Below are 18,422 nucleotides of genomic sequence, written 5' to 3' on the forward strand. Positions count from 1 at the left end.
GCTCGGCATCGGGCGCTGGCGGCTGATGGCAGAAGAAGTTCAGGTTCAGCGGGCGCCCTGGGCAGCCGGCGCGGAATGCAGCGATCTCGGCGCGCACTTGTTCGCCGCTGAGCATGGCGCAGGGCAGGGCGCCCAAGCCACCTGCCAGGCCCACGGCAATGGCCATGGCCGAGCCGGTCGCCCCCGCCATGGGTGCCTGCAGAATGGGCAGCTCGATGCCCAGCAGGTCGAGGATACGGCGGTCGGGCCAATGGCTCATGCGATTCTCCTTGCGTGGGGCGCGCGATGCGGCGGGGGCTTGCGGCGAGTCTTACAGGGCCTTGCTGACCTGGATGTCGCTGATTTTCTCGGCGTCTTCGCCGTGGATCTTGCGCAGGGCCTCGAGGGCTTGCTCTTGCGAGGCATCGGGCATCAGCGCGAAATCCCAGCGACGCTGGCCGTCGAGCTTGTATTTGATGACGTACTTGATGGTCTGGGTCATGGTGGCCTTATCTGAGTTTCGACGACGAGCGACGGATGATCTTGATCTTGTGGGTCAGCGTTGGCTTGCGGGTGACCGAGATCGGGCGAGTGGTGACGGTATCGATGGTGATGTTCCAGAAGCCGGTGCTGGGTACGGTGATCTTCGCCGGAAACTTCTCGAAATGGCCGCCGTGGTAGGTATGACGGCCGCCGTTCTTGAAGCTGCGGAAGTTGGCGTCGTTCATCAGGCGGATATTGCAGCGCTGGGAGCACTCGATGACGACAATATCGTCCTCGTTGAGGTGCTCGCGCTGGTGTACGAATTTCATGTGATGCTCCGCAAGGTTTGGATCTGCAAAAGCAAAAGATACCACGATGTGCCGTTACACTGCCGCGTTGATCGCCGGGTGTAGATAATTCTGCCAAAGCAGGGAGCAAAACCGCCTGGATGTGGTCGAAGCGAATTCTTGAAGGCAGAGGTGCAGCAAATGAAGTGGATGGTGGCGGCGTTGTCGGTGACGCTCGGTGGCTGCGTGAGCGTCGCGGAGCTGGAGCAATCGCGTGAAACGATGGATGTGATCTCTGGCAAGAGCCCACGCGCCTATGCCGACTGCGTAAAGGAGAAGCTTGCCGATACGCGTGACCCGCTGACCGAAGAGCAGCGTGGCGATGGCCTGCGGCTGATCGTACCGCAGAAAATCACCTCAGGTGCCGGCCCGGCGGCGTTGGTGGATATCGACAAGCGCGGCAGCGGCAGCAGCATCAAACTGCACGAGCGGCTGAATAACTTCCCGCTGCGCCTTGGCGATGTGCGCACTGCCGCAACGCAGTGCATCTCCGGAAGTTGATCTGAAGCAACGGGTCCTCCTTTCTCTGCTTATATGTTTTAAGCCTAAACATATAACAAAAGAAAAGGAGATTCGTGATGACACCGTTGAGACGCGTGATGATCGGCAGCTTGCTGATCCTGATCTGGCCCACGGCACATGCCGCTGAGGGTCAGAAGGTCTTCACCCAGGGTGGGGCCAACCCCGCCGCCATGGCCTGCCTGGGTTGCCATGGCCCGGACGGCAATGGCATTGCGGCTGCCGGCTTTCCACGTTTGGCTGGGCTACCGGCCGGTTATCTTGCCAAGCAGTTGCAGGACTGGCGCAACGGCAGCCGCAAGCAGCCAGTGATGGAACCTTTGGCCAAGGCCCTGAGCGACGACGAAATCAAGGCCGTCAGTACCTACCTGGCCAGCCTGCCGGCAGCGCCCGCTGGCGACCTGCACCGCCAGCAGATTGCCGATGACCCGACTACCCGCATGGCCCTGTACGGCGACTGGAGCCGGCAGATTCCAGGTTGTGTGCAATGCCACGGGCCGGGTGGCGGCGGGGTGGGCGAACACTTCCCGCCCTTGGCCGGCCAGCCCGCCAGTTACCTGGTGGCACAGCTCAATGCCTGGCGCGACGGCAGCCGCAGCAATGACCCCAACCAGCTGATGGTCGGCGTGGCCAAGGCCATGACCGATGAGGAGATCAAGGCCGTTGCCGAGTTCTTCGCCCGCCCCGCCAGCCAGGAGGTCACGCCATGAAAACCCTGATTCCCGCCTTGTTGCTGCTGGCCGTGGGCAGCGCCCAGGCCACGCCGATCGCCATGGAAGACCAGTCGCAGTTGAAGGTTCCCGGTGTGCAGGCAGCACCGCAGTTCGTGCCGCCTGCTGAGCGTGAGTTGCCCGATAATGCCTTTGGCAAAATGGTGCGTGAAGGCCACGCCTTGTTCGTCGACACCCGCCGACTGATGCCCGAGGCGGTGGGCAACGGCATGAACTGCAGTAACTGCCACCTCGATCAGGGGCGGTTGGCGCACTCGGCGCCGCTGTGGGGGGCCTACCCGATGTACCCGGCCTATCGTAAGAAGAATGACAAGGTCAACACCTTCGCCGAGCGTATCCAAGGGTGTTTTCAGTTCAGCATGAACGGCAAGCCGCCGGCCGCTGACAGCCCGCAGATGACGGCATTGGCGGTGTATTCATACTGGCTGTCGACCAAGGCGCCGACCGGTGTGGAGATTGCCGGACGTGGTTATCCGGAGGTGGCACAACCCAAGGGCGGTTATGACTTCAAGCGCGGCCAGCAGGTTTACCGTGAACAATGCGCGATTTGCCATGGCGATAACGGTGAAGGGCAAAAGGTCGCAGGCGAGTACGTAATGCCGCCGCTTTGGGGCAAGGACTCCTACAACTGGGGGGCCGGCATGCACCGCATCAATACCGCGGCGTCGTTCATCAAGTACAACATGCCGCTTGGCAAGCCGGGCAGCCTCAGCGATCAGCAGGCCTGGGATGTGGCGGCGTGGATCAACCGCCATGAGCGGCCACAGGACCCGCGGTTGGTAGAGGGATCCATCGAGAAGACGCGGGTGAAGTTTCATGCCAATGATGGGGTTAACCTGTATGGTCAGCAGGTTGATGGGGTGCTGATCGGACAAGGGACGGGTAGCTGAGGTAAGCCGGTGGCGGCCTCTTGGCGCGTGAGCCCGTCGGAGAGGCCGCCACCGGCACGCTGATTTCCCTGTCATCCAACGGTCATGTATGACAGCAATATTTACGATCCCCCGGAACTATCTACACTGGGATATCTCTATGATGGCAACGGTCGTTATCGGGGGCATTGTAAGGTGACTGCCGCCTGATTAGACTGCGCCGAATTCCACAGGCCTAGCCTTTTGTAAGGACGTATATGATCAAAAAATGCTTGTTCCCGGCAGCCGGCTACGGCACGCGCTTCTTGCCTGCTACCAAAGCCATGCCCAAGGAAATGCTGCCGGTGGTCAACAAGCCACTGATCCAGTATGGCGTTGAAGAAGCATTGGATGCGGGTCTGAACGAGATCTCCATCGTTACCGGGCGCGGCAAGCGCGCCCTGGAAGACCACTTCGACATCAGCTACGAGCTGGAAAACCAGATCAAGGGCACCGACAAGGAAAAATACCTGGTCGGTATTCGTCGTCTGCTCAACGAGTGCTCCTTCTCGTACACGCGCCAGACCGAAATGAAGGGCCTCGGCCACGCCATTCTCACTGGCCGCCCACTGATCGGCGACGAGCCGTTCGCGGTGGTGCTGGCGGACGACCTGTGCGTCAACCCGGAAGGTGACGGCGTACTGACTCAGATGGTCAAGCTGTACAAACAGTACCGCTGCTCGATCGTCGCCATCCAGGAAGTCGACCCGCAGGAAACCAACAAGTATGGTGTGATCGCCGGTGAGATGATCCGCGACGACATCTTCCGTGTGACCAATATGGTCGAAAAACCGGCCCCGGAAGACGCGCCTTCGAACCTGGCGATCATCGGCCGTTACATCCTGACCCCGGATATCTTCGACATCATCGCCAACACCAAGCCAGGCAAAGGCGGTGAAATCCAGATCACCGATGCCCTGCTGCAGCAGGCGAAGGATGGCTGCGTGATTGCCTATAAGTTCAAGGGCAAGCGTTTCGACTGCGGTGGCGCCGAAGGCTACATCGACGCGACCAACTTCTGCTTCGAGAACTACTACAAGACTGGCAAGGCTTACTGATAAGCCCTGCTGGCCTCAAAGCCATCCTTCGGGGTGGCTTTTTTGTTTGCGGCGGCCAACGGCGGTATGCTGGACGCCTGCCTGGGAGAGTGAATACATGGCCTTCGATTTTGATCTGTTTGTGATTGGCGCCGGGTCCGGTGGTGTGCGCGCAGCGCGTTTTGCTGCCGGTTTTGGCGCAAAAGTGGCAGTGGCTGAAAGCCGCTACCTGGGGGGGACCTGCGTCAACGTCGGTTGTGTGCCGAAAAAACTGCTGGTATACGGCGCGCACGTTGCCGATGAGCTGGAGCAAGCCGCGGGTTTCGGCTGGACGTTGGAAGAGGGGCATTTCGACTGGGGTACCCTGATTGCCAACAAGAATCGGGAAATCGAGCGCCTTAACGGCATCTACCGTAACCTGCTGGTCAACAGCGGGGTGACCCTGTTGCAGGGCCACGCGCGTCTGACGGGTGCCAACGAAGTGGAAGTGGACGGTCAGCGCTACACCGCCGAGCATATCCTCATCGCTACCGGTGGCTGGCCGCAGGTTCCGGACATTCCTGGCAAGGAACTGGCCATCACCTCCAACGAAGCCTTCTACCTCAAGGGCCTGCCGCGCCGCGTGCTGGTGGTGGGTGGGGGTTATATCGCCGTCGAATTCGCCGGCATCTTCCAGGGCCTGGGGGCCGACACCACACTGCTGTACCGTGGCGACCTGTTCCTGCGCGGCTTCGACGGCTCGGTGCGCACCCACCTGAAGGAAGAGCTGGAAAAACGCGGCCTCGACCTGCAGTTCAACGCCGACATCCAGCGCATCGACAAGCTTGAAGATGGTCGCCTGAAAGCCACGCTCAAGGACGGCCGCGAGCTGGTAGCCGACTGTGTGTTCTATGCCACCGGCCGGCGCCCGATGCTGGACAATCTGGGCCTGGAGAACACCGGCGTCGAGCTGGATGAGCGCGGTTACATCCGGGTCGATGAGCAGTACCAGACCACCGCGCCCTCGATTCTCGCCATTGGCGATGTGATCGGCCGTGTGCAGTTGACCCCAGTGGCCTTGGCTGAAGGCATGGCCGTGGCGCGGCGCCTGTTCAAACCCGAGCAGTACCGCCCGGTGGATTACCAGAACATCCCCACTGCGGTGTTCAGCCAGCCACCCATCGGTACCGTAGGCTTGACCGAAGAGCAGGCGCTGCAGGCCGGGCACAAGGTGCAGGTATTCGAAAGCCGCTTCCGGGCCATGAAGCTGACCCTGACCGACATTCAGGAAAAGACCCTGATGAAGTTGGTGGTCGATGCCGAGACCGACAAGGTGCTGGGCTGCCACATGGTCGGGCCTGACGCTGGCGAAATCATTCAGGGCCTGGGCATTGCGCTTAAAGCCGGTGCCACCAAGCAGCAGTTCGACGAAACCATCGGCGTGCACCCGACGGCGGCTGAAGAGTTCGTGACCATGCGCACCGTCACCCGCTGATGACGCGGAGCCTGCTGTACAGCCTGTAGACGCAGCCTTGCGCTGCTACGAGGTCCTTGCTGACACCGGAATGTTTCTGTCATTCGGGCCTCGTTGCAGCACAAGGCTGCTTCAGGGGGGGGCAAGGCCGGGTCAATACACCCACACCTCGACCCGCCGGTTGCGCAGCCGGCCTTGCTCCAGTTCATTCCCGGCCACTGGCAGTTCATCGCCCATCCCGGTCACCTGCAGCACCTCCACGCCACCGCGCGCCAGTTCGCGGCGCACCGCTTGCGCACGTAGGCGGGAGAGCAGGGCTGCGCGCCCAGGGGTTTCCTTGGGGTCGCCGAACCCCACCAGCACTGCCTTGCCCTGCAGCTTCCCGGCCTGGCGCAGGTACTCTGTCACCCGCTGTACGTCGCGCAGGGCCTTGTTATCCAGGCTGGCGCTTCCTTCCTGAAAGCGGAAGTTCACACTCAGCCGCTGCGCCTGCCGGGCTAGGGTACGATAGGGCGGTGGCATGTCGCTTTGGGGGGCGACAGACAGGGCCTTGATCTGCTGCGAAACGAAACCCTGCTGGGCGATGATCGCCTGGCCGGCCGGGCTCTGGGCAAAATCGACCAGGGCCTTGGCCTGGGGCTTGGGGTTGGCCGGCAGGTAAAAGTACAGGCGCCGTGAAAGTGGGTAGTCCTCGCTGGCCACCCGTGCGCGCTCCGGCAGCAGGGCCGGCGCGTCGCCTTCGGCCACCGCCAGCACCTTGGCCCCGTGTACGGCGGCCAGGCTGCTGAAACCGATGGCCTGGCGGTCGGTACCCACGCGTGCCGCCAATTCGTCACTGGACTCGAAACGCCTGGCCTTGGCCGAAAGCTCGCCATGCTGAGGTTCCAGCACCAGCGCCTTGAAGGTCTCGAAAGTGCCGGAACGGTCGTCACGGGCATACAGATGAATGGCCCCGCCAGGTATGCCCAGTTGTTCCCAGCGCTGGATCTGCCCAGAGAAAATGTGCGCCAGTTGCCGGATGTTCAGTTGGGGTATTGGGTTGTCGGGGTGGACGATGACCGCGACGCCGTCGAGGCCGATCACTTGTTCGGCGCCGGCTGCGCGAAGGTCGCCCAGCGCCTGCAACTGGCGCACTTCACTGTCGTTGATCGGCCGCGAGGCGGCGGCCAGGTCCGCGTCGCCACGGCCCAGCGCGACAAAGCCGGTGCTCGAGCCGTGGGCTGCAATGTCGATGCGCAAGGGCTGGCCGTGCCCGTCGCGGGCGGTGATCACCCATTCGTTGGCCACCTTGCCCGGCTGTTGTTCGATGGCGTTGGCCTGCTGTGCGCGCAATTGCCCCTGTACCAGCGCCGGCAGCAAGGCCGCGCCGATGGTGTTGGAGCCTTGCACGCGCAGGTGCAGGGGCTCAGCCAGGGTCGCGAGTGGTAGCAGGGTGAGCAGCAAGACAAGCAGGCGGAGCATGCCGGGTGACCTGTGGCATAGAGTTGGCCGGCAGATTACGACAGTGGCGTGATGATAATGTGACGGGGCGTACGCCTCCAATAGTGCAGCGCCTGCCAGATCGTGTGCCGCGCGGGCGGTGCTCGATCTGGCAGGCGCTGCAACGCACAAGAGCGTTAATGCGCCCCGGCCGACTTGCTCAGGTCGCTCTCGGCCCATTCGGTATAAATGCAAGCGTCTGCCACTGCCCAACGCACCTTCACGCTGTCGCCCGGCTGCATCGGCATGCCCGCCGCCGACAGTGCCTTCACGGTCAGCTCGGTACCCCCTGCAGTCACCACATGGCAGGTCTGACTTTCACCCAGGAACAGCACTTCGCCAACCTTGGCAGTGACCTCGTTCCAACCCGCCGGCAGCGGTTCACGCATGGCCTGTTCGGCGCTCAGGGCCACGGCCTTTTCCGGGCGCACCATGATCAGTGCATCCTGCGAGGCGGCCAGCCCCGGGGTCAAGCGAATGGCCACTGGCTGGCCCTCGAAGCTGCCCGCGCCGTTGCTGCTGGCCTTGATCCGCAGGAAGTTGGAGTTGCCCAGGAACGATGCGACAAAGGCATTCGGTGGGTTCTGGTACAGGTCGTAACCGGTGCCCAGGCCGACGATCTTGCCGTGGCTGAAAATGGCGATGCGCTGGGACAGGCGCATGGCTTCTTCCTGGTCGTGGGTGACGTAGACGATGGTGATGCCCAGGCGGCGGTGCAACTGGCGCAGTTCGTCCTGCAGGTCTTCACGCAGCTTCTTGTCCAGCGCGCCGAGCGGCTCGTCCATCAGCAGGATGCGCGGCTCGTACACCAGCGCCCGGGCGATCGCCACGCGCTGCTGCTGGCCGCCCGACATTTGCGAGGGTTTGCGGTGCGCGAACTGTTCCAGTTGCACCAGCTTGAGCATGGCGTCGACGCGCTTGGCGGTTTCGGCAGCGCCGAGTTTGCGAATGGCCAGTGGGAAGGCGATGTTGTCACGCACATTCAGGTGCGGGAACAGCGAATACCGCTGGAACACCATGCCAATGTCACGCTTGTGCGGCGGCACGTTGACCAGCGACTGGCCGTCGACCAGGATCTCGCCGCTGCTCGGTGTTTCGAAGCCGGCCAGCATCGACAGGGTGGTGGACTTGCCCGAGCCGCTGGAACCGAGGAAGGTCAGGAACTCGCCGTCCTGGATCTCCAGGTCGAGGTTGTCCACGGCGGTGAAGTCGCCGTAGTGCTTGTTCAGGCCGCGCAGGCTGACCAGGGTTTTGCCGTGCGCGTTGTCTTTGATCACTGCACTCATTGTTGTTTTCTCCGCGCTCAGGCGTTTTCGGTGCGCCGGCGCAAGGCGGCGGCAATGAACATGACCAGCAACGACAGGCCGATCAGCAAGGTCGAAGCCACGGCGATGACCGGGCTCAGGTCCTGGCGCAAGGTGGTCCACATCTTCACTGGCAGGGTCTGCAGGTCGGGGCTGGCCATCATCACGCTCAGCACCACTTCATCCCAGGACACCAGGAAAGCGAACAGGCCACCGGCGATCATGCCGGGGCGGATGGCCGGGAACGTGACCTTGAAAATCGCCTGCAGGCGCGAGGCACCGCAGATCACCGCGGCATCTTCGATCGACTGGTCGAACAGTTTCAGCGAGTTGATGATCGAGATGATGGTGAACGGCAGGGCGACTATCACGTGGCTGACCACGAAGGCGAACAGCGTGCCGGTGTAACCTAGCTTGAGGAACAGTGCGTATACCGCCACGGCAATGATCACCAGCGGCACGATCATCGGCATGGTAAACAGCCCGTACAGCAGCTCGCGGCCCGGGAAGCGGCCACGCACCAGGGCGAATGCGCTGGGCAGGCCCAGCAGCACAGCGGCGATGGTGGTCAGCACGGCCACCTTCAGGCTGGCCAGTGCGGCGTCCATCCACTCCGGGTTGGAGAAGAACTGGCCGTACCACTTGAAGGTCCAGCCCGGTGGCGGGAACACCAGCCACTGTGACGAGCCGAATGACAGCAACACGATGAACACCACCGGCAGCAGCAGGAAGGCCGCGATGACCCCGGTGGTCAGGTACAGGCCCGTGCGCAGCGGGCGGCCCATGGCATTGGGAGACAGGAGCATGGCGGTTTACCTCGCGTTGCCAACCGGGGATTCCGGCTGCAGCTTCAGGTACAGGTAGAAGAGCACCAGGGTGATCGCCACCAGCAGTGCGGCAGCGGCGCTGGCCAGGCCCCAGTTGAGGAACGACTGCACCTGCTGGATGATGAATTCAGGCAGCATCATGTTCTGCGCGCCCCCCAGCAGCGCCGGGGTGACGTAGTAACCGAGCGACATCACGAACACCATCAGCGCCCCGGAGAACAGCCCCGAGCGGCACAGCGGCAGGAACACCTTCCAGAAGTTGGTCCACGGGCTGGCGCCACAGATCGAACCTGCCTGCAGCACCATCGGGTCGATGGCGTGCATGGTCGCCTGCAGTGGCAGCACGATGAACGGGATCATGATGTAGCTCATGCCGATTACCACGCCGGTGAGGTTGTGCACCATTTCCAGCGGGGCATCGATGATGCCCATGGCCATCAACGCCTTATTGATCACGCCCGAGCTCTGCAGCAGCACCAGCCACGAGTAGGTGCGCGCCAGCAGGCTGGTCCACATCGACAGCAGCACGATGTTCAACAGCCAACGGCCCCAGCCCTTGGGCACCAGGGTGATCGCCCAGGCCAGCGGGAAGCCCAGCAGCACGCTGATCAGGGTCACCACGCCGGCCACGGAAAAGGTGTTGAACAGCACACGTGCGTAGGCCGAGTTGGCAAACAGCTGCTCGTAGTTACCCAGCCCAGGGGTGGGTTCCAGCACCCCGCGCAGCAGCAGGCCGACCAGCGGGGCGAAGAAGAACACGCCAAGGAACAGCAAGGCGGGTAGCAGGTTGCGGCTGCCTTTCCAGCGCTGGCTCAGGCTTGCGCGGCGCGGGGTGGTGCCCGGGGCGCCGGCACCCGTGGGGGTACCTTGCGCATTGTGCAGGGCGTTGATGGCGACTTTCATTTGACCAACCACTCATTCCAGCGGGCCGCGATGGCTTGACCGTTCTTGGCCCAGTAGGCGAAGTCGAGGGTGACCTGGTCCTGGGCGTAGGCAGTTGGCAGGTTTGGCGCGAGGTCTTTGTCCAGTTTGGCCACGCTGTCGACGTTGACCGGCGCGTAGGCGGTCTTGTTGGCGAATTCGGCCTGGCCCTCGGCGCTGCTGGCGTTGGCCAGGAATTTCATGGCCGCTTCCTTGTTCTTGGCGCCTTTGGGGATGACCAGGAAGTCGGCCATGACCAGGTTCTGCTTCCAGCTCACGCCCACCGGTGCACCGTCTTGCTGCAGGGCGTAGACACGGCCATTCCAGAACTGGCCGAGCGAGGCTTCACCCGAGGCCAGCAACTGCTGCGACTGGGCGCCACCGCCCCACCAGACGATGTCTTGCTTGATGGTGTCGAGCTTCTTGAAGGCGCGGTCCAGGTCCAGCGGGTACAGCTTGTCGGGGGCTACGCCGTCGGCCAGCAGGGCCAGTTCCAGCACGCCGGGGCTGGGCCATTTGTACAGGGCTCGCTTGCCGGGGTAGGCCTTGGTGTCGAACAGCGCGGTCCAGTCCACCGGCTTGTTGGCCCCGAGCTTGCCTTCGTTGTAGCCGAGCACGAAGGAGAAGAAGAATGAACCGACGCCATGGTCGGAGACGAAGCGTGGGTCGATCTTGTCGCGCTTGATCTGGTTGAAGTCGAGGGGTTCGAGCAGGCCTTCGCTGGCGGCACGCAGGGCAAAGTCGGCTTCGACGTCGACCACGTCCCACTGCACGTTACCGCTCTCGACCATGGCCTTGAGCTTGCCGTAGTCGGTGGGACCGTCCTGCACAACCTTGATGTTCGTGGCTTTGGTGAACGGTACTGCCCACGCTTCTTTCTGGGCGTCCTGGGTCGTACCGCCCCAGCTGACGAAGTTGAGGCTGTCGGCGGCCTGGGCGGCCTGACATGCCAGGGTCAGCAGGCTGGCAGACAGCACTGCGGTTACACGTTTGCTTAACAGCATGGTTACGCCCTCGTTGCTTTTGTTATTCGAGGCGGGGCTTTTGGTGCGCCCGCCAACAGTGTTCGGGGAGCAGCTAAAACAAAGTGTTCTGGTGGCCGTTTTTAATTGTAGGTGCCGGCCTGTAGACTCAAGGTCTACGGGATATCATATTATGGTATTCCAAGATTTTGGCAAGAGGTATGGGGCGACCGGCCATCACTCCGCCCTGTCAAAAGCACCAAGGGCCCTGTAGGAGCGGGTGAACCCGCTCCTACAGAGCCTCGATAAATCAGTTGCTGATGTTGCTTTTAGCTTGCAATCCCGGGTTCGAAGGGGATGCTCTGCACCACCTCCAGCTCATAGCCCGCCAGCCCCGCGTATTTCAGCGGTGGCCCCAGGTGACGCAGCTTGCCCACGCCAAGGTCCTGGAGGATCTGCGCCCCGGTGCCCACTTCGGAATACACCTTGGACTGGCCACGTTGATAGGGCCGCACAGGGTGGGTCAGTTGTGGCACGCGCTCAAGCAGGGCCTGGGAGGATTCGTGGTTGGCCAGGATCACCACCACGCCAGTACCTTCATCGGCCACCTTCTGCAGCGCCGCCCACAGCGTCCAGTTGGCGGGGCCGGCGTATTCGGCACCTACGAGGTCGCGCAGCGGGTCGATCACATGCACCCGCACCAGGGTCGGCTGTTCGCGGCGAATGTCGCCCATGACCATGGCCATGTGCACACCACCTTCGATGCGGTCTTCATAGGTGACCAGGCGGAAGGTGCCATGCACCGTCGGCAGCTCGCGCTCGCCGATGCGCTTGATGGTCTGCTCGGTGCTCAGGCGGTAGTGGATCAGGTCGGCGATGGTGCCAATCTTGATGCCATGCCGGGCGGCAAACACTTCCAGGTCGGGGCGTCGAGCCATGGTGCCGTCGTCGTTCAGCACTTCAACGATGACCGAGGCCGGGCTGAAGCCGGCCAGGCGTGCCAGGTCGCAGCCTGCTTCGGTGTGGCCGGCACGGGTCAGCACGCCGCCTTCGCGGGCGCGCAGGGGGAAGATGTGGCCAGGTTGCACCAGGTCTTCGGGGCGGGCGTTGGGGGCCATGGCCGCTGCCACGGTGCGTGCCCGGTCAGCGGCAGAAATGCCGGTGGTGACCCCGGTGGCTGCCTCGATCGACACGGTGAACGCGGTGCTGAACACGCTACCGTTGGCCGGAACCATCTGCTCCAGGCCCAGGCGCTGGCAGTGATCGTCGGTCAAGGTCAGGCAGATCAGCCCGCGCGCCTCGCGAGCCATGAAGTTGATGGCCTGGGCGTCGCAGCGCTCGGCGGCGATCAGCAGATCGCCTTCGTTTTCCCGGTCCTCGTCATCCACCAGCAGGACCATCTTGCCTTGCCGGTAGTCCTCGAGAAGTTCCTCGATGGTGTTGAAAGCCATGGTGCACGCTCACTGTGGTGGGGTGAATTTTATGGTATACCATCATACACAAATATCCCCATAACAGGAGAGCTGCACATGAAGGCCTACTGGATAGCCCATGTGGACGTGACCGACCCCGAGCAATACCAGCAGTACACCCAGCGCGCCCCGGCAGCCTTCAAGGCATTCGGCGGTCGCTTCCTGGCCCGTGGCGGGCGTAGCGAGGCGATGGAAGGAAGGGCTACGCCTCAGCGTAGTGTGGTGATCGAGTTCGATTCGTACGCGCAGGCCGTCGCCTGTTACCGCTCCGCGCTGTACCAAGAGGCATGCAGCCATCGCCAAGGGGTGGCGAAGGCTGAGGTGATCATTGTGGAAGGGTTTGAGCCCTGAGCTGGATTTGCCGGCCCTTTCGCGGGTAAACCCGCTCCTACACAGGCCACCACAGAATTTGACGGTTGTGGTGCCTGTGTAGGAGCGGGTTTACCCGCGAAAGGGCCGGACCTGCCGCACCGCTGGCAGATTCATTGAAGCCTGCGGGCCGTTTCCGCAAATAGAAGCAAAAGACCCGCCCAGGCGGGTCTTTTGCTCATCGCCTCACTGCAGATGCACTTTAAGTTCGTTGCCCGCCTGCCGCAGCGCCGCCTTTACTGCCGGCACTTGGCTCAACGGGTTGAGCAGCCCATAGTCATGAATCATTCCGTTGTAGCGCACCGAGGTTACTGTCACGCCCGCCGCATTCAACTTGCGGGCATACGCCTCACCTTCATCCCGAAGCACATCGAACTCAGCCGTTTGCACCAGGGCCGGTGGCAAGCCCTTCAGCTGTTCGGTGGACGCCCGCAGCGGCGAGGCGTAGATCTGCGCCCGCGCCTTTGCATCAACGGTGTAGTTGTTCCAGAACCACTTCATCATCCCGGTGGTCAGGAAGTGTCCTTCGGCAAACTGCTTGTACGACGCTGTCTCGAAGCTGGCATCGGTCACCGGCCACAGCAGCAGCTGGAAGCGCAGGGCAGGGGTGCCGGCCTCTTTGGCCTTGAGTGCAACCACCGCCGCCATGTTGCCGCCAACGCTGTTGCCGGCTACAGCCAGGCGCTTGCCATCCACGCCGATCTCCTTGCCATGCTCGGCCACCCAGCGAGTCGCGGCGTAGGCCTGGTTGATCGCCGTCGGGTAGTGCGCTTCCGGTGAGGGGGTGTAGTCCACATAGACCGCCACCGCACCCGAGCCGACTACCAGGTCGCGGATCAGTCGCTGGTGGGTCGGGAAGTCGCCCAGCACCCAACCGCCGCCGTGGAAGAACATGAACACCGGCAGATCACCTTTGACATTAGTCGGGCGCACCACTTGCAGCTTGATCGATTGGCCATTGGCCTGAATCGTGCGTTCCTTCACCTCGACCCCCGAGAGGTCGACCTTCACCGAAGCCTGGGCGCCGGTCAGTACCGCGCGGGCGTCGTTTGGTGTGAGCTGTTCCAGCGGCTTGCCACCCCCTTTCTCCAGGGCTTCGAGGAAGGCCTGGGTGTGTTGTTCGACACCAGGGCTGCCTGCGGCGAAGGCACTGGAAACAGACAGGGCCAAGAGGGAGGTGGTGAGGGCTTTGTGGACAATGTTCATGAGCGAATCCTTTTCTGTGCAAGTGTTGGTAGTGGGCGTCTTGCCTGGCCTTTGGGGCCATCGCTGCGACTTGTGCGTAGATTAGGCAGATGCACTTGTGGGAAAAAGCCGCTATAAAGTGTTTGACTGTCAGCTAGAGCGAGACAATGAACCCTTACGAAGACATGCGGATCTTTGCCCAGGTGATGGAGGCCGGTAGTTTCACCGCTGCCGCCGACCGTCTGGGCATGTCCAAGCAATCGGTCAGTCGGCGCCTGATGCAGCTTGAGGAGCGCCTGGGCGTGCGCCTGCTCAACCGCTCCACCCGGCGCCTCGACGCCACGCCACTGGGGCAGCACTACTACCAGTCGGCCCTGCGCCTGTTGGGTGAAGTGCAGCAGGTCGAACACGACATCAGCGGCCAGGCCCAGGTCTTGCGCGGCACCTTGCGCCTGAGCGCGCCGCTGTCGTTTGCCATGGCGCACCTGGGCTGCCTGCTGACCGAGTTTCTGCAGCTGCACCCCCAGGTTGATGTGGAGGTAGACCTGAGCGACCGCGCTGTGGACCTGATTGGTGAAGGCTATGACCTGGCGCTGCGGATTGGTGCACTGGAGGACTCCAGCCTGATCGCCCGGCGTATCGCCAGTGTCGAGCGGGTCTACTGTGCGAGCCCGGCGTATTTGCAAGCACGGGGAGTGCCGGGAAAACCGGATGAGCTCGCCGCGCATGATTGCCTGCCTTATGGGCATTCGCGGCAGGTGCAGTGGCAATTTCACAAAGGTGGCAAAACCCAGGCAATTCAGGTGACCGGACGCATGCGGGCGAACAATGGCGAGTTGCTGCGGGGGGCTGCGATTGCCGGGATGGGGGTCACTTATCTGCCGACCTTTATCGTTGGGCAGGCGTTGGCGGAGGGGCAACTGGTGACGGTTCTGGATGAGTGGCGCCCGCCCGCGCTGCAGCTGTCGGCGGTGTATCCGCAGCACCGGCAGGTCGCGCGGCCGGTGCAGGGTTTTGTCAGCTTCCTGCGCGCGCGGCTGGCGCAGCTCTGACCGTCGGTACAGGCTATGCTTGCCCTATGAGTACACCCGTTCCTTTACGCCAACCTTGCCCCCCTGGCGCCTGCGTCTGCGGCCGCGAGCAACTGGCCGACCATCCGCAGGCCGCCCAGCGCATCCTCTTGCTGACCCGGCAGGAAGAAAAACGCCTGCTCGAACGCCTGGAAAACCTGAAGGACCTGGAAGACCTTCAACGTCTGCAGCAGCGCCTGTACGAAAACCTCGGCATCCGCGTGCACATCGCCCCCGGTTACAACGAGGTACGGACCATGCGCGGCATCGTCATCGAACTGGACGATCAGCCCGGGCTGTGCCGCAAGACCCGGCAGTCTATCCCGGCGGCGATCCGGCGCGGGCTGGAGCGTAATCCGCAGGTTGCGTTCCGGTTGCTCGATACGCACGACCTGTTGCGTGATACCTGAGGGTTAATACCGGCATCGGCCGTGGCCACATGGGGCGCGTCAATTCCGTTAATTTTTACAGCGCTTGCTACGTCTACTTGAAAGCCACCCTGCGCCAGGCGCGCAGCGGCATCATCATTTAAGGAGACAGGCAATGACTTCCGTTTTCGACCGCGACGATATCCAGTTCCAGGTAGTGGTCAACCACGAAGAGCAATACTCGATCTGGCCCGACTACAAAGCCATCCCCAATGGCTGGCGTGCCGTGGGCAAAAGCGGCCTGAAGAAGGAATGCCTGGCCTACATCGATGAAGTCTGGACCGACATGCGCCCGCTGAGCCTGCGCCAGAAAATGGCCGAAGCTGCCGCCCAGTGACCGTGCTGAACCTGCTGTGCCTGCCGTACTCCGGGGCCAGCGCCATGGTCTACAGCCGCTGGCGGCGCAAGCTGCCGGCATGGTTGCAGGTGCGCCCGGTAGAGTTGCCTGGGCGGGGCGCGCGCATGGCCGAGTCGCTGCACACCGACATGCAAGTGCTGGCTCGGCAACTGGCCAGCGAGCAGCGACTGGCGGCAAGCGCTCCTTATGCGCTGCTCGGCCACAGCCTGGGTGCACTGCTGGCCTTCGAGCTGGCCCATGAGCTGCAGGCATTGGGCTGCCCGGCGCCGCTGGCCTTGTTCGCCTGCGGCACCGCGGCACCTACCCGGCGTGAGGACTACGACGGCAACAACTGGCGCGAGCCCAAGAGCGACGCCGAGCTGATCAGCGAGTTGCGCGCGCTACAAGGCACGCCTGAGGAAGTGCTGGCCAACGCTGAGCTGATGAGCCTGACCCTTCCGACCTTGCGCGCGGATTTTCTGTTGTGCGGCACTTACACATACCGGCAGCGGCCGGCGTTGCAGTGCCCACTGCATGTGCTGGGTGGCGTGGATGACCGGGCCAGCGATGAGCAACTGCAGGCATGGCGCTGTGAAACTCACGGCGCGTTCTCGCTGCAGATGTTCCCGGGTGGCCATTTCTTCATCCATGAGCAGGAAGACCGTGTGCTCGCTGCGCTGACCGCGTCGCTGCAGCCGCTTCGGCTGTCTGCCTGATTGACGACACCGCTTGCCTGGGGGAGGCTAGGGTTTTCCCAGGCAAGAGGCAGACAATGCTGATCGATCCACTCAAGGCCACGCTACTGGTCGTCGACATCCAGGAAAAGCTGATCGGTGCCATGAGCGACCCCGAAGGCACTCGGGCACGGGCCCGTTGGTTGCTGGCGGCGACTGCCGAGCTGGCGCTGCCGACGGTAATTTCCGAGCAGTACCCCAAAGGCCTGGGTCATACCCTGGCCGAACTGCTGGCCGCAGCGCCGGCAGCCGAAGTGGTGGAAAAAAGTCACTTTTCCTGCGTGGCTGCCGAGTGCCTGCCAGCCAGTTTGATGGCGCGTGAGCAAGTGATCGTCTGCGGCATGGAAACCCATGTTTGCGTGCTGCAGACCGTGCTCGGCCTGTTGGCGCTGGGCAAGCAAGTGTTCGTGGTCGAGGATGCCTGCGACAGCCGCAGCCCGGCCAGCAAGGCCGCAGGCCTGGCGCGCATGCGTGCCGCCGGCGCGCAGTTGGTGACCCGCGAGATGGTGTTGTTCGAGTTGATGGGCAGTGCCGGGCACCCGCAGTTCCGCCACATCAGCAAAACCTATCTGGTCGGTGAACAGCCCTGAACGGCCGGTTACTGGCCATTTCGGTGATGGCCCTGGTGCTGTTGCAAGGCTGTGCCGGGCGCCGCGAAGAAGCGCCCGAAGCGGACCCGGCGAAAGTCCGTGCGCAGCTGTTGCGGCTGTTACCCGCCCAGGTCAAGGACCGCGAGGGTTGGGCCAAGGATATCCAGGCAGCCTTCGAAGCCCAGCGCATAGCGCCCAGTAAAAGCAACCTGTGCGCAGTGCTGGCGGTGACCGAACAGGAGTCGACCTTCACTGCGGACCCACAGGTGCCCAACCTTGGGCGCATCGCCCGCCAGGAGATCGACCGCCGCGCTGCGCGCCTGCATATTCCCAAACTGCTGGTCGACGGTGCGCTGAAGACGCCGTCGGGCAACGGCAAGAGCTACGAGCAGCGGTTGCAGACGGTGCGCAGCGAAAAGCAGTTGAGTGAACTGTACGACGAAGTCGTTGCACGCCTGCCGCTGGGCAAGACCTTGCTGGACGGGCTGAATCCGGTGCACACCGGCGGGCCGATGCAGGTCAGCATCGACTTCGCCGAAAAGCATGCAAGGGATTACCCCTACAGCCATGAAGGCACAATTCGCCAGGAAGTGTTCAGCCGGCGCGGCGGCATGTACTTCGGTATTGCCCACCTGTTGGGCTACCCGGCCAACTACGAGCGCCAGCTTTACCGTTTCGCCGATTTCAACGCGGGCTGGTACGCCAGCCGCAATGCGGCATTCCAGGCGGCATTGAGCAAGGTCACGGGGGTGAAGTTGGCACTGGACGGCGACCTGGTGGCGCCGGGGGCGATCATGCCGGGGACCACCGAACTGGCCGCGCGCAAGCTGGGGGTGAAGCTGGGGCTGCGTAACCCGCAGATCCGAAGCCAGCTGGAGGAGGCCGGCAGCCTGGCGTTCGAGGACAGCAAGCTGTACAGCGGGGTGTTTGCCCTGGCAGATGCCAAAGCCGGCAAACCGGTGCCCCGCGCAGTGCTACCGGGCATCGAGCTGAAGAGCCCGAAGATTACCCGCAAGCTGACCACGGCCTGGTTTGCCGGGCGGGTGGATGAGCGTTATCAGCGGTGCATGAAGCGTTAGCCCGGCAGCAAGCGTTGAACGGGTTTACCCGCGAATACGGTGGTGGCGGCAACGGTGATCGGCGGGTGGAAATTCGCCAGCAGGTCCGGCCCTTTCGCGGGTGAACCCGCTCCTACGAGCCCCTGATGCGTGTGTAGGAGCAGGTTTACCCGCGAATATGGTGGCGGCGGCAACGGTGAACGGCGGGTGGAAATTCGCCAGCAGGTCC

At 62.9% G+C, this 18,422-nt stretch carries 22 protein-coding genes and 1 pseudogene; 12 read left to right on the forward strand and 11 right to left on the reverse strand.

Annotation, left to right across the window (positions count from 1 at the left end):
• The 3 genes from V7787_RS48230 to V7787_RS48240 all read right to left on the reverse strand — a co-directional run.
• A partial coding sequence (locus V7787_RS48230; protein ID WP_336094780.1) for a nitronate monooxygenase occupies positions 1-259 on the reverse strand: 259 nt, incomplete at its 3' end.
• A 51-nt stretch (positions 260-310) separates the two neighbouring features.
• Positions 311-481: a hypothetical protein gene (locus V7787_RS48235; RefSeq protein ID WP_012051910.1), complete on the reverse strand. Its 171-nt coding sequence runs from the start codon at positions 479-481 to the stop codon at positions 311-313.
• Between the two features lie 7 nt (positions 482-488).
• Positions 489-791, reverse strand: a complete 303-nt coding sequence (locus tag V7787_RS48240; protein ID WP_003250918.1) for a DUF1883 domain-containing protein — start codon at positions 789-791, stop codon at positions 489-491.
• Positions 792-950: 159 nt separating this feature from the next.
• Here V7787_RS48240 and V7787_RS48245 point away from each other — a divergent pair, with 159 nt between their 5' ends.
• From V7787_RS48245 to gorA, 5 genes are all read left to right on the forward strand, one after another.
• Positions 951-1,310: a hypothetical protein gene (locus V7787_RS48245; protein WP_019438771.1), complete on the forward strand. Its 360-nt coding sequence runs from the start codon at positions 951-953 to the stop codon at positions 1,308-1,310.
• 77 nt (positions 1,311-1,387) lie between these two features.
• Complete coding sequence (locus V7787_RS48250) at positions 1,388-2,038, forward strand: c-type cytochrome (RefSeq protein WP_004576587.1); 651 nt, start codon at positions 1,388-1,390, stop codon at positions 2,036-2,038.
• Entirely contained in the window at positions 2,035-2,949 is a 915-nt protein-coding gene (locus tag V7787_RS48255) for a c-type cytochrome (RefSeq protein ID WP_064490963.1), read from the forward strand. The genes V7787_RS48250 and V7787_RS48255 overlap by 4 nt, the downstream gene beginning before the upstream one ends.
• 236 nt (positions 2,950-3,185) lie before the next feature.
• A complete protein-coding gene (galU, locus tag V7787_RS48260; protein WP_010954649.1) occupies positions 3,186-4,025 on the forward strand; it encodes a UTP--glucose-1-phosphate uridylyltransferase GalU in 840 nt (279 codons plus the stop codon).
• 97 nt (positions 4,026-4,122) lie between these two features.
• On the forward strand, positions 4,123-5,478 hold the full coding sequence (gorA, locus tag V7787_RS48265; protein ID WP_064490964.1) for a glutathione-disulfide reductase: 1,356 nt from the start codon (positions 4,123-4,125) through the stop codon (positions 5,476-5,478).
• A 132-nt stretch (positions 5,479-5,610) separates the two neighbouring features.
• Here the strand turns inward: gorA and V7787_RS48270 are convergent, their stop codons facing one another.
• The 6 genes from V7787_RS48270 to ribBA form a co-directional block, all read right to left on the reverse strand.
• Entirely contained in the window at positions 5,611-6,918 is a 1,308-nt protein-coding gene (locus tag V7787_RS48270; protein WP_064490965.1) for a substrate-binding domain-containing protein, read from the reverse strand.
• A 155-nt stretch (positions 6,919-7,073) separates the two neighbouring features.
• Complete coding sequence (locus V7787_RS48275) at positions 7,074-8,222, reverse strand: ABC transporter ATP-binding protein (RefSeq protein WP_064490966.1); 1,149 nt, start codon at positions 8,220-8,222, stop codon at positions 7,074-7,076.
• Positions 8,223-8,239: 17 nt separating this feature from the next.
• Positions 8,240-9,046, reverse strand: coding sequence for an ABC transporter permease (locus V7787_RS48280; protein WP_003256236.1), 807 nt, complete (start codon positions 9,044-9,046; stop codon positions 8,240-8,242).
• Between the two features lie 6 nt (positions 9,047-9,052).
• Positions 9,053-9,970: an ABC transporter permease gene (locus tag V7787_RS48285; RefSeq protein WP_010954644.1), complete on the reverse strand. Its 918-nt coding sequence runs from the start codon at positions 9,968-9,970 to the stop codon at positions 9,053-9,055.
• Positions 9,967-10,992 (reverse strand): polyamine ABC transporter substrate-binding protein, encoded by a 1,026-nt coding sequence (locus V7787_RS48290; protein WP_020190567.1) that lies wholly within the window; start codon positions 10,990-10,992, stop codon positions 9,967-9,969. The genes V7787_RS48285 and V7787_RS48290 overlap by 4 nt, the downstream gene beginning before the upstream one ends.
• A gap of 287 nt (positions 10,993-11,279) precedes the next feature.
• Complete coding sequence (ribBA, locus tag V7787_RS48295; protein ID WP_020193491.1) at positions 11,280-12,401, reverse strand: bifunctional 3,4-dihydroxy-2-butanone-4-phosphate synthase/GTP cyclohydrolase II; 1,122 nt, start codon at positions 12,399-12,401, stop codon at positions 11,280-11,282.
• A 78-nt stretch (positions 12,402-12,479) separates the two neighbouring features.
• Between ribBA and V7787_RS48300 the strand changes: the two genes are divergently transcribed.
• A complete protein-coding gene (locus tag V7787_RS48300; protein WP_003256229.1) occupies positions 12,480-12,773 on the forward strand; it encodes a DUF1330 domain-containing protein in 294 nt (97 codons plus the stop codon).
• Between the two features lie 204 nt (positions 12,774-12,977).
• Here the strand turns inward: V7787_RS48300 and V7787_RS48305 are convergent, their stop codons facing one another.
• Positions 12,978-13,997 carry an alpha/beta hydrolase gene (locus tag V7787_RS48305; protein ID WP_064490967.1) on the reverse strand — a complete coding sequence of 340 codons (1,020 nt, stop codon included), beginning with the start codon at positions 13,995-13,997 and terminating at the stop codon, positions 12,978-12,980.
• Positions 13,998-14,143: 146 nt separating this feature from the next.
• Between V7787_RS48305 and V7787_RS48310 the strand changes: the two genes are divergently transcribed.
• From V7787_RS48310 to V7787_RS48335, 6 genes are all read left to right on the forward strand, one after another.
• On the forward strand, positions 14,144-15,028 hold the full coding sequence (locus V7787_RS48310) for a LysR family transcriptional regulator (RefSeq protein ID WP_010954640.1): 885 nt from the start codon (positions 14,144-14,146) through the stop codon (positions 15,026-15,028).
• A 26-nt stretch (positions 15,029-15,054) separates the two neighbouring features.
• Entirely contained in the window at positions 15,055-15,456 is a 402-nt protein-coding gene (locus V7787_RS48315; RefSeq protein WP_010954639.1) for a hypothetical protein, read from the forward strand.
• A 133-nt stretch (positions 15,457-15,589) separates the two neighbouring features.
• The gene (locus tag V7787_RS48320) at positions 15,590-15,811 is read left to right on the forward strand and encodes an MbtH family protein (RefSeq protein WP_016711157.1); all 222 of its coding nucleotides are present in this window, start codon (positions 15,590-15,592) and stop codon (positions 15,809-15,811) included.
• Positions 15,808-16,527: a thioesterase II family protein gene (locus V7787_RS48325; protein WP_104886213.1), complete on the forward strand. Its 720-nt coding sequence runs from the start codon at positions 15,808-15,810 to the stop codon at positions 16,525-16,527. Before V7787_RS48320 ends, V7787_RS48325 begins: the two co-directional genes overlap by 4 nt.
• A 56-nt stretch (positions 16,528-16,583) precedes the next feature.
• Positions 16,584-17,135 carry a hydrolase gene (locus V7787_RS48330; RefSeq protein ID WP_064490969.1) on the forward strand — a complete coding sequence of 184 codons (552 nt, stop codon included), beginning with the start codon at positions 16,584-16,586 and terminating at the stop codon, positions 17,133-17,135.
• Positions 17,136-17,161: 26 nt separating this feature from the next.
• Positions 17,162-18,214 carry a DUF1615 domain-containing protein gene (locus tag V7787_RS48335; RefSeq protein WP_064490970.1) on the forward strand — a complete coding sequence of 351 codons (1,053 nt, stop codon included), beginning with the start codon at positions 17,162-17,164 and terminating at the stop codon, positions 18,212-18,214.
• Here V7787_RS48335 and V7787_RS48340 read toward each other — a convergent pair.
• Positions 18,211-18,422: pseudogene (locus tag V7787_RS48340) on the reverse strand (hypothetical protein); the annotation flags it as partial. The gene V7787_RS48335 and the pseudogene V7787_RS48340 sit on opposite strands and share 4 nt — an antisense overlap.

This window comes from Pseudomonas sp. CGJS7, assembly GCF_036961695.1.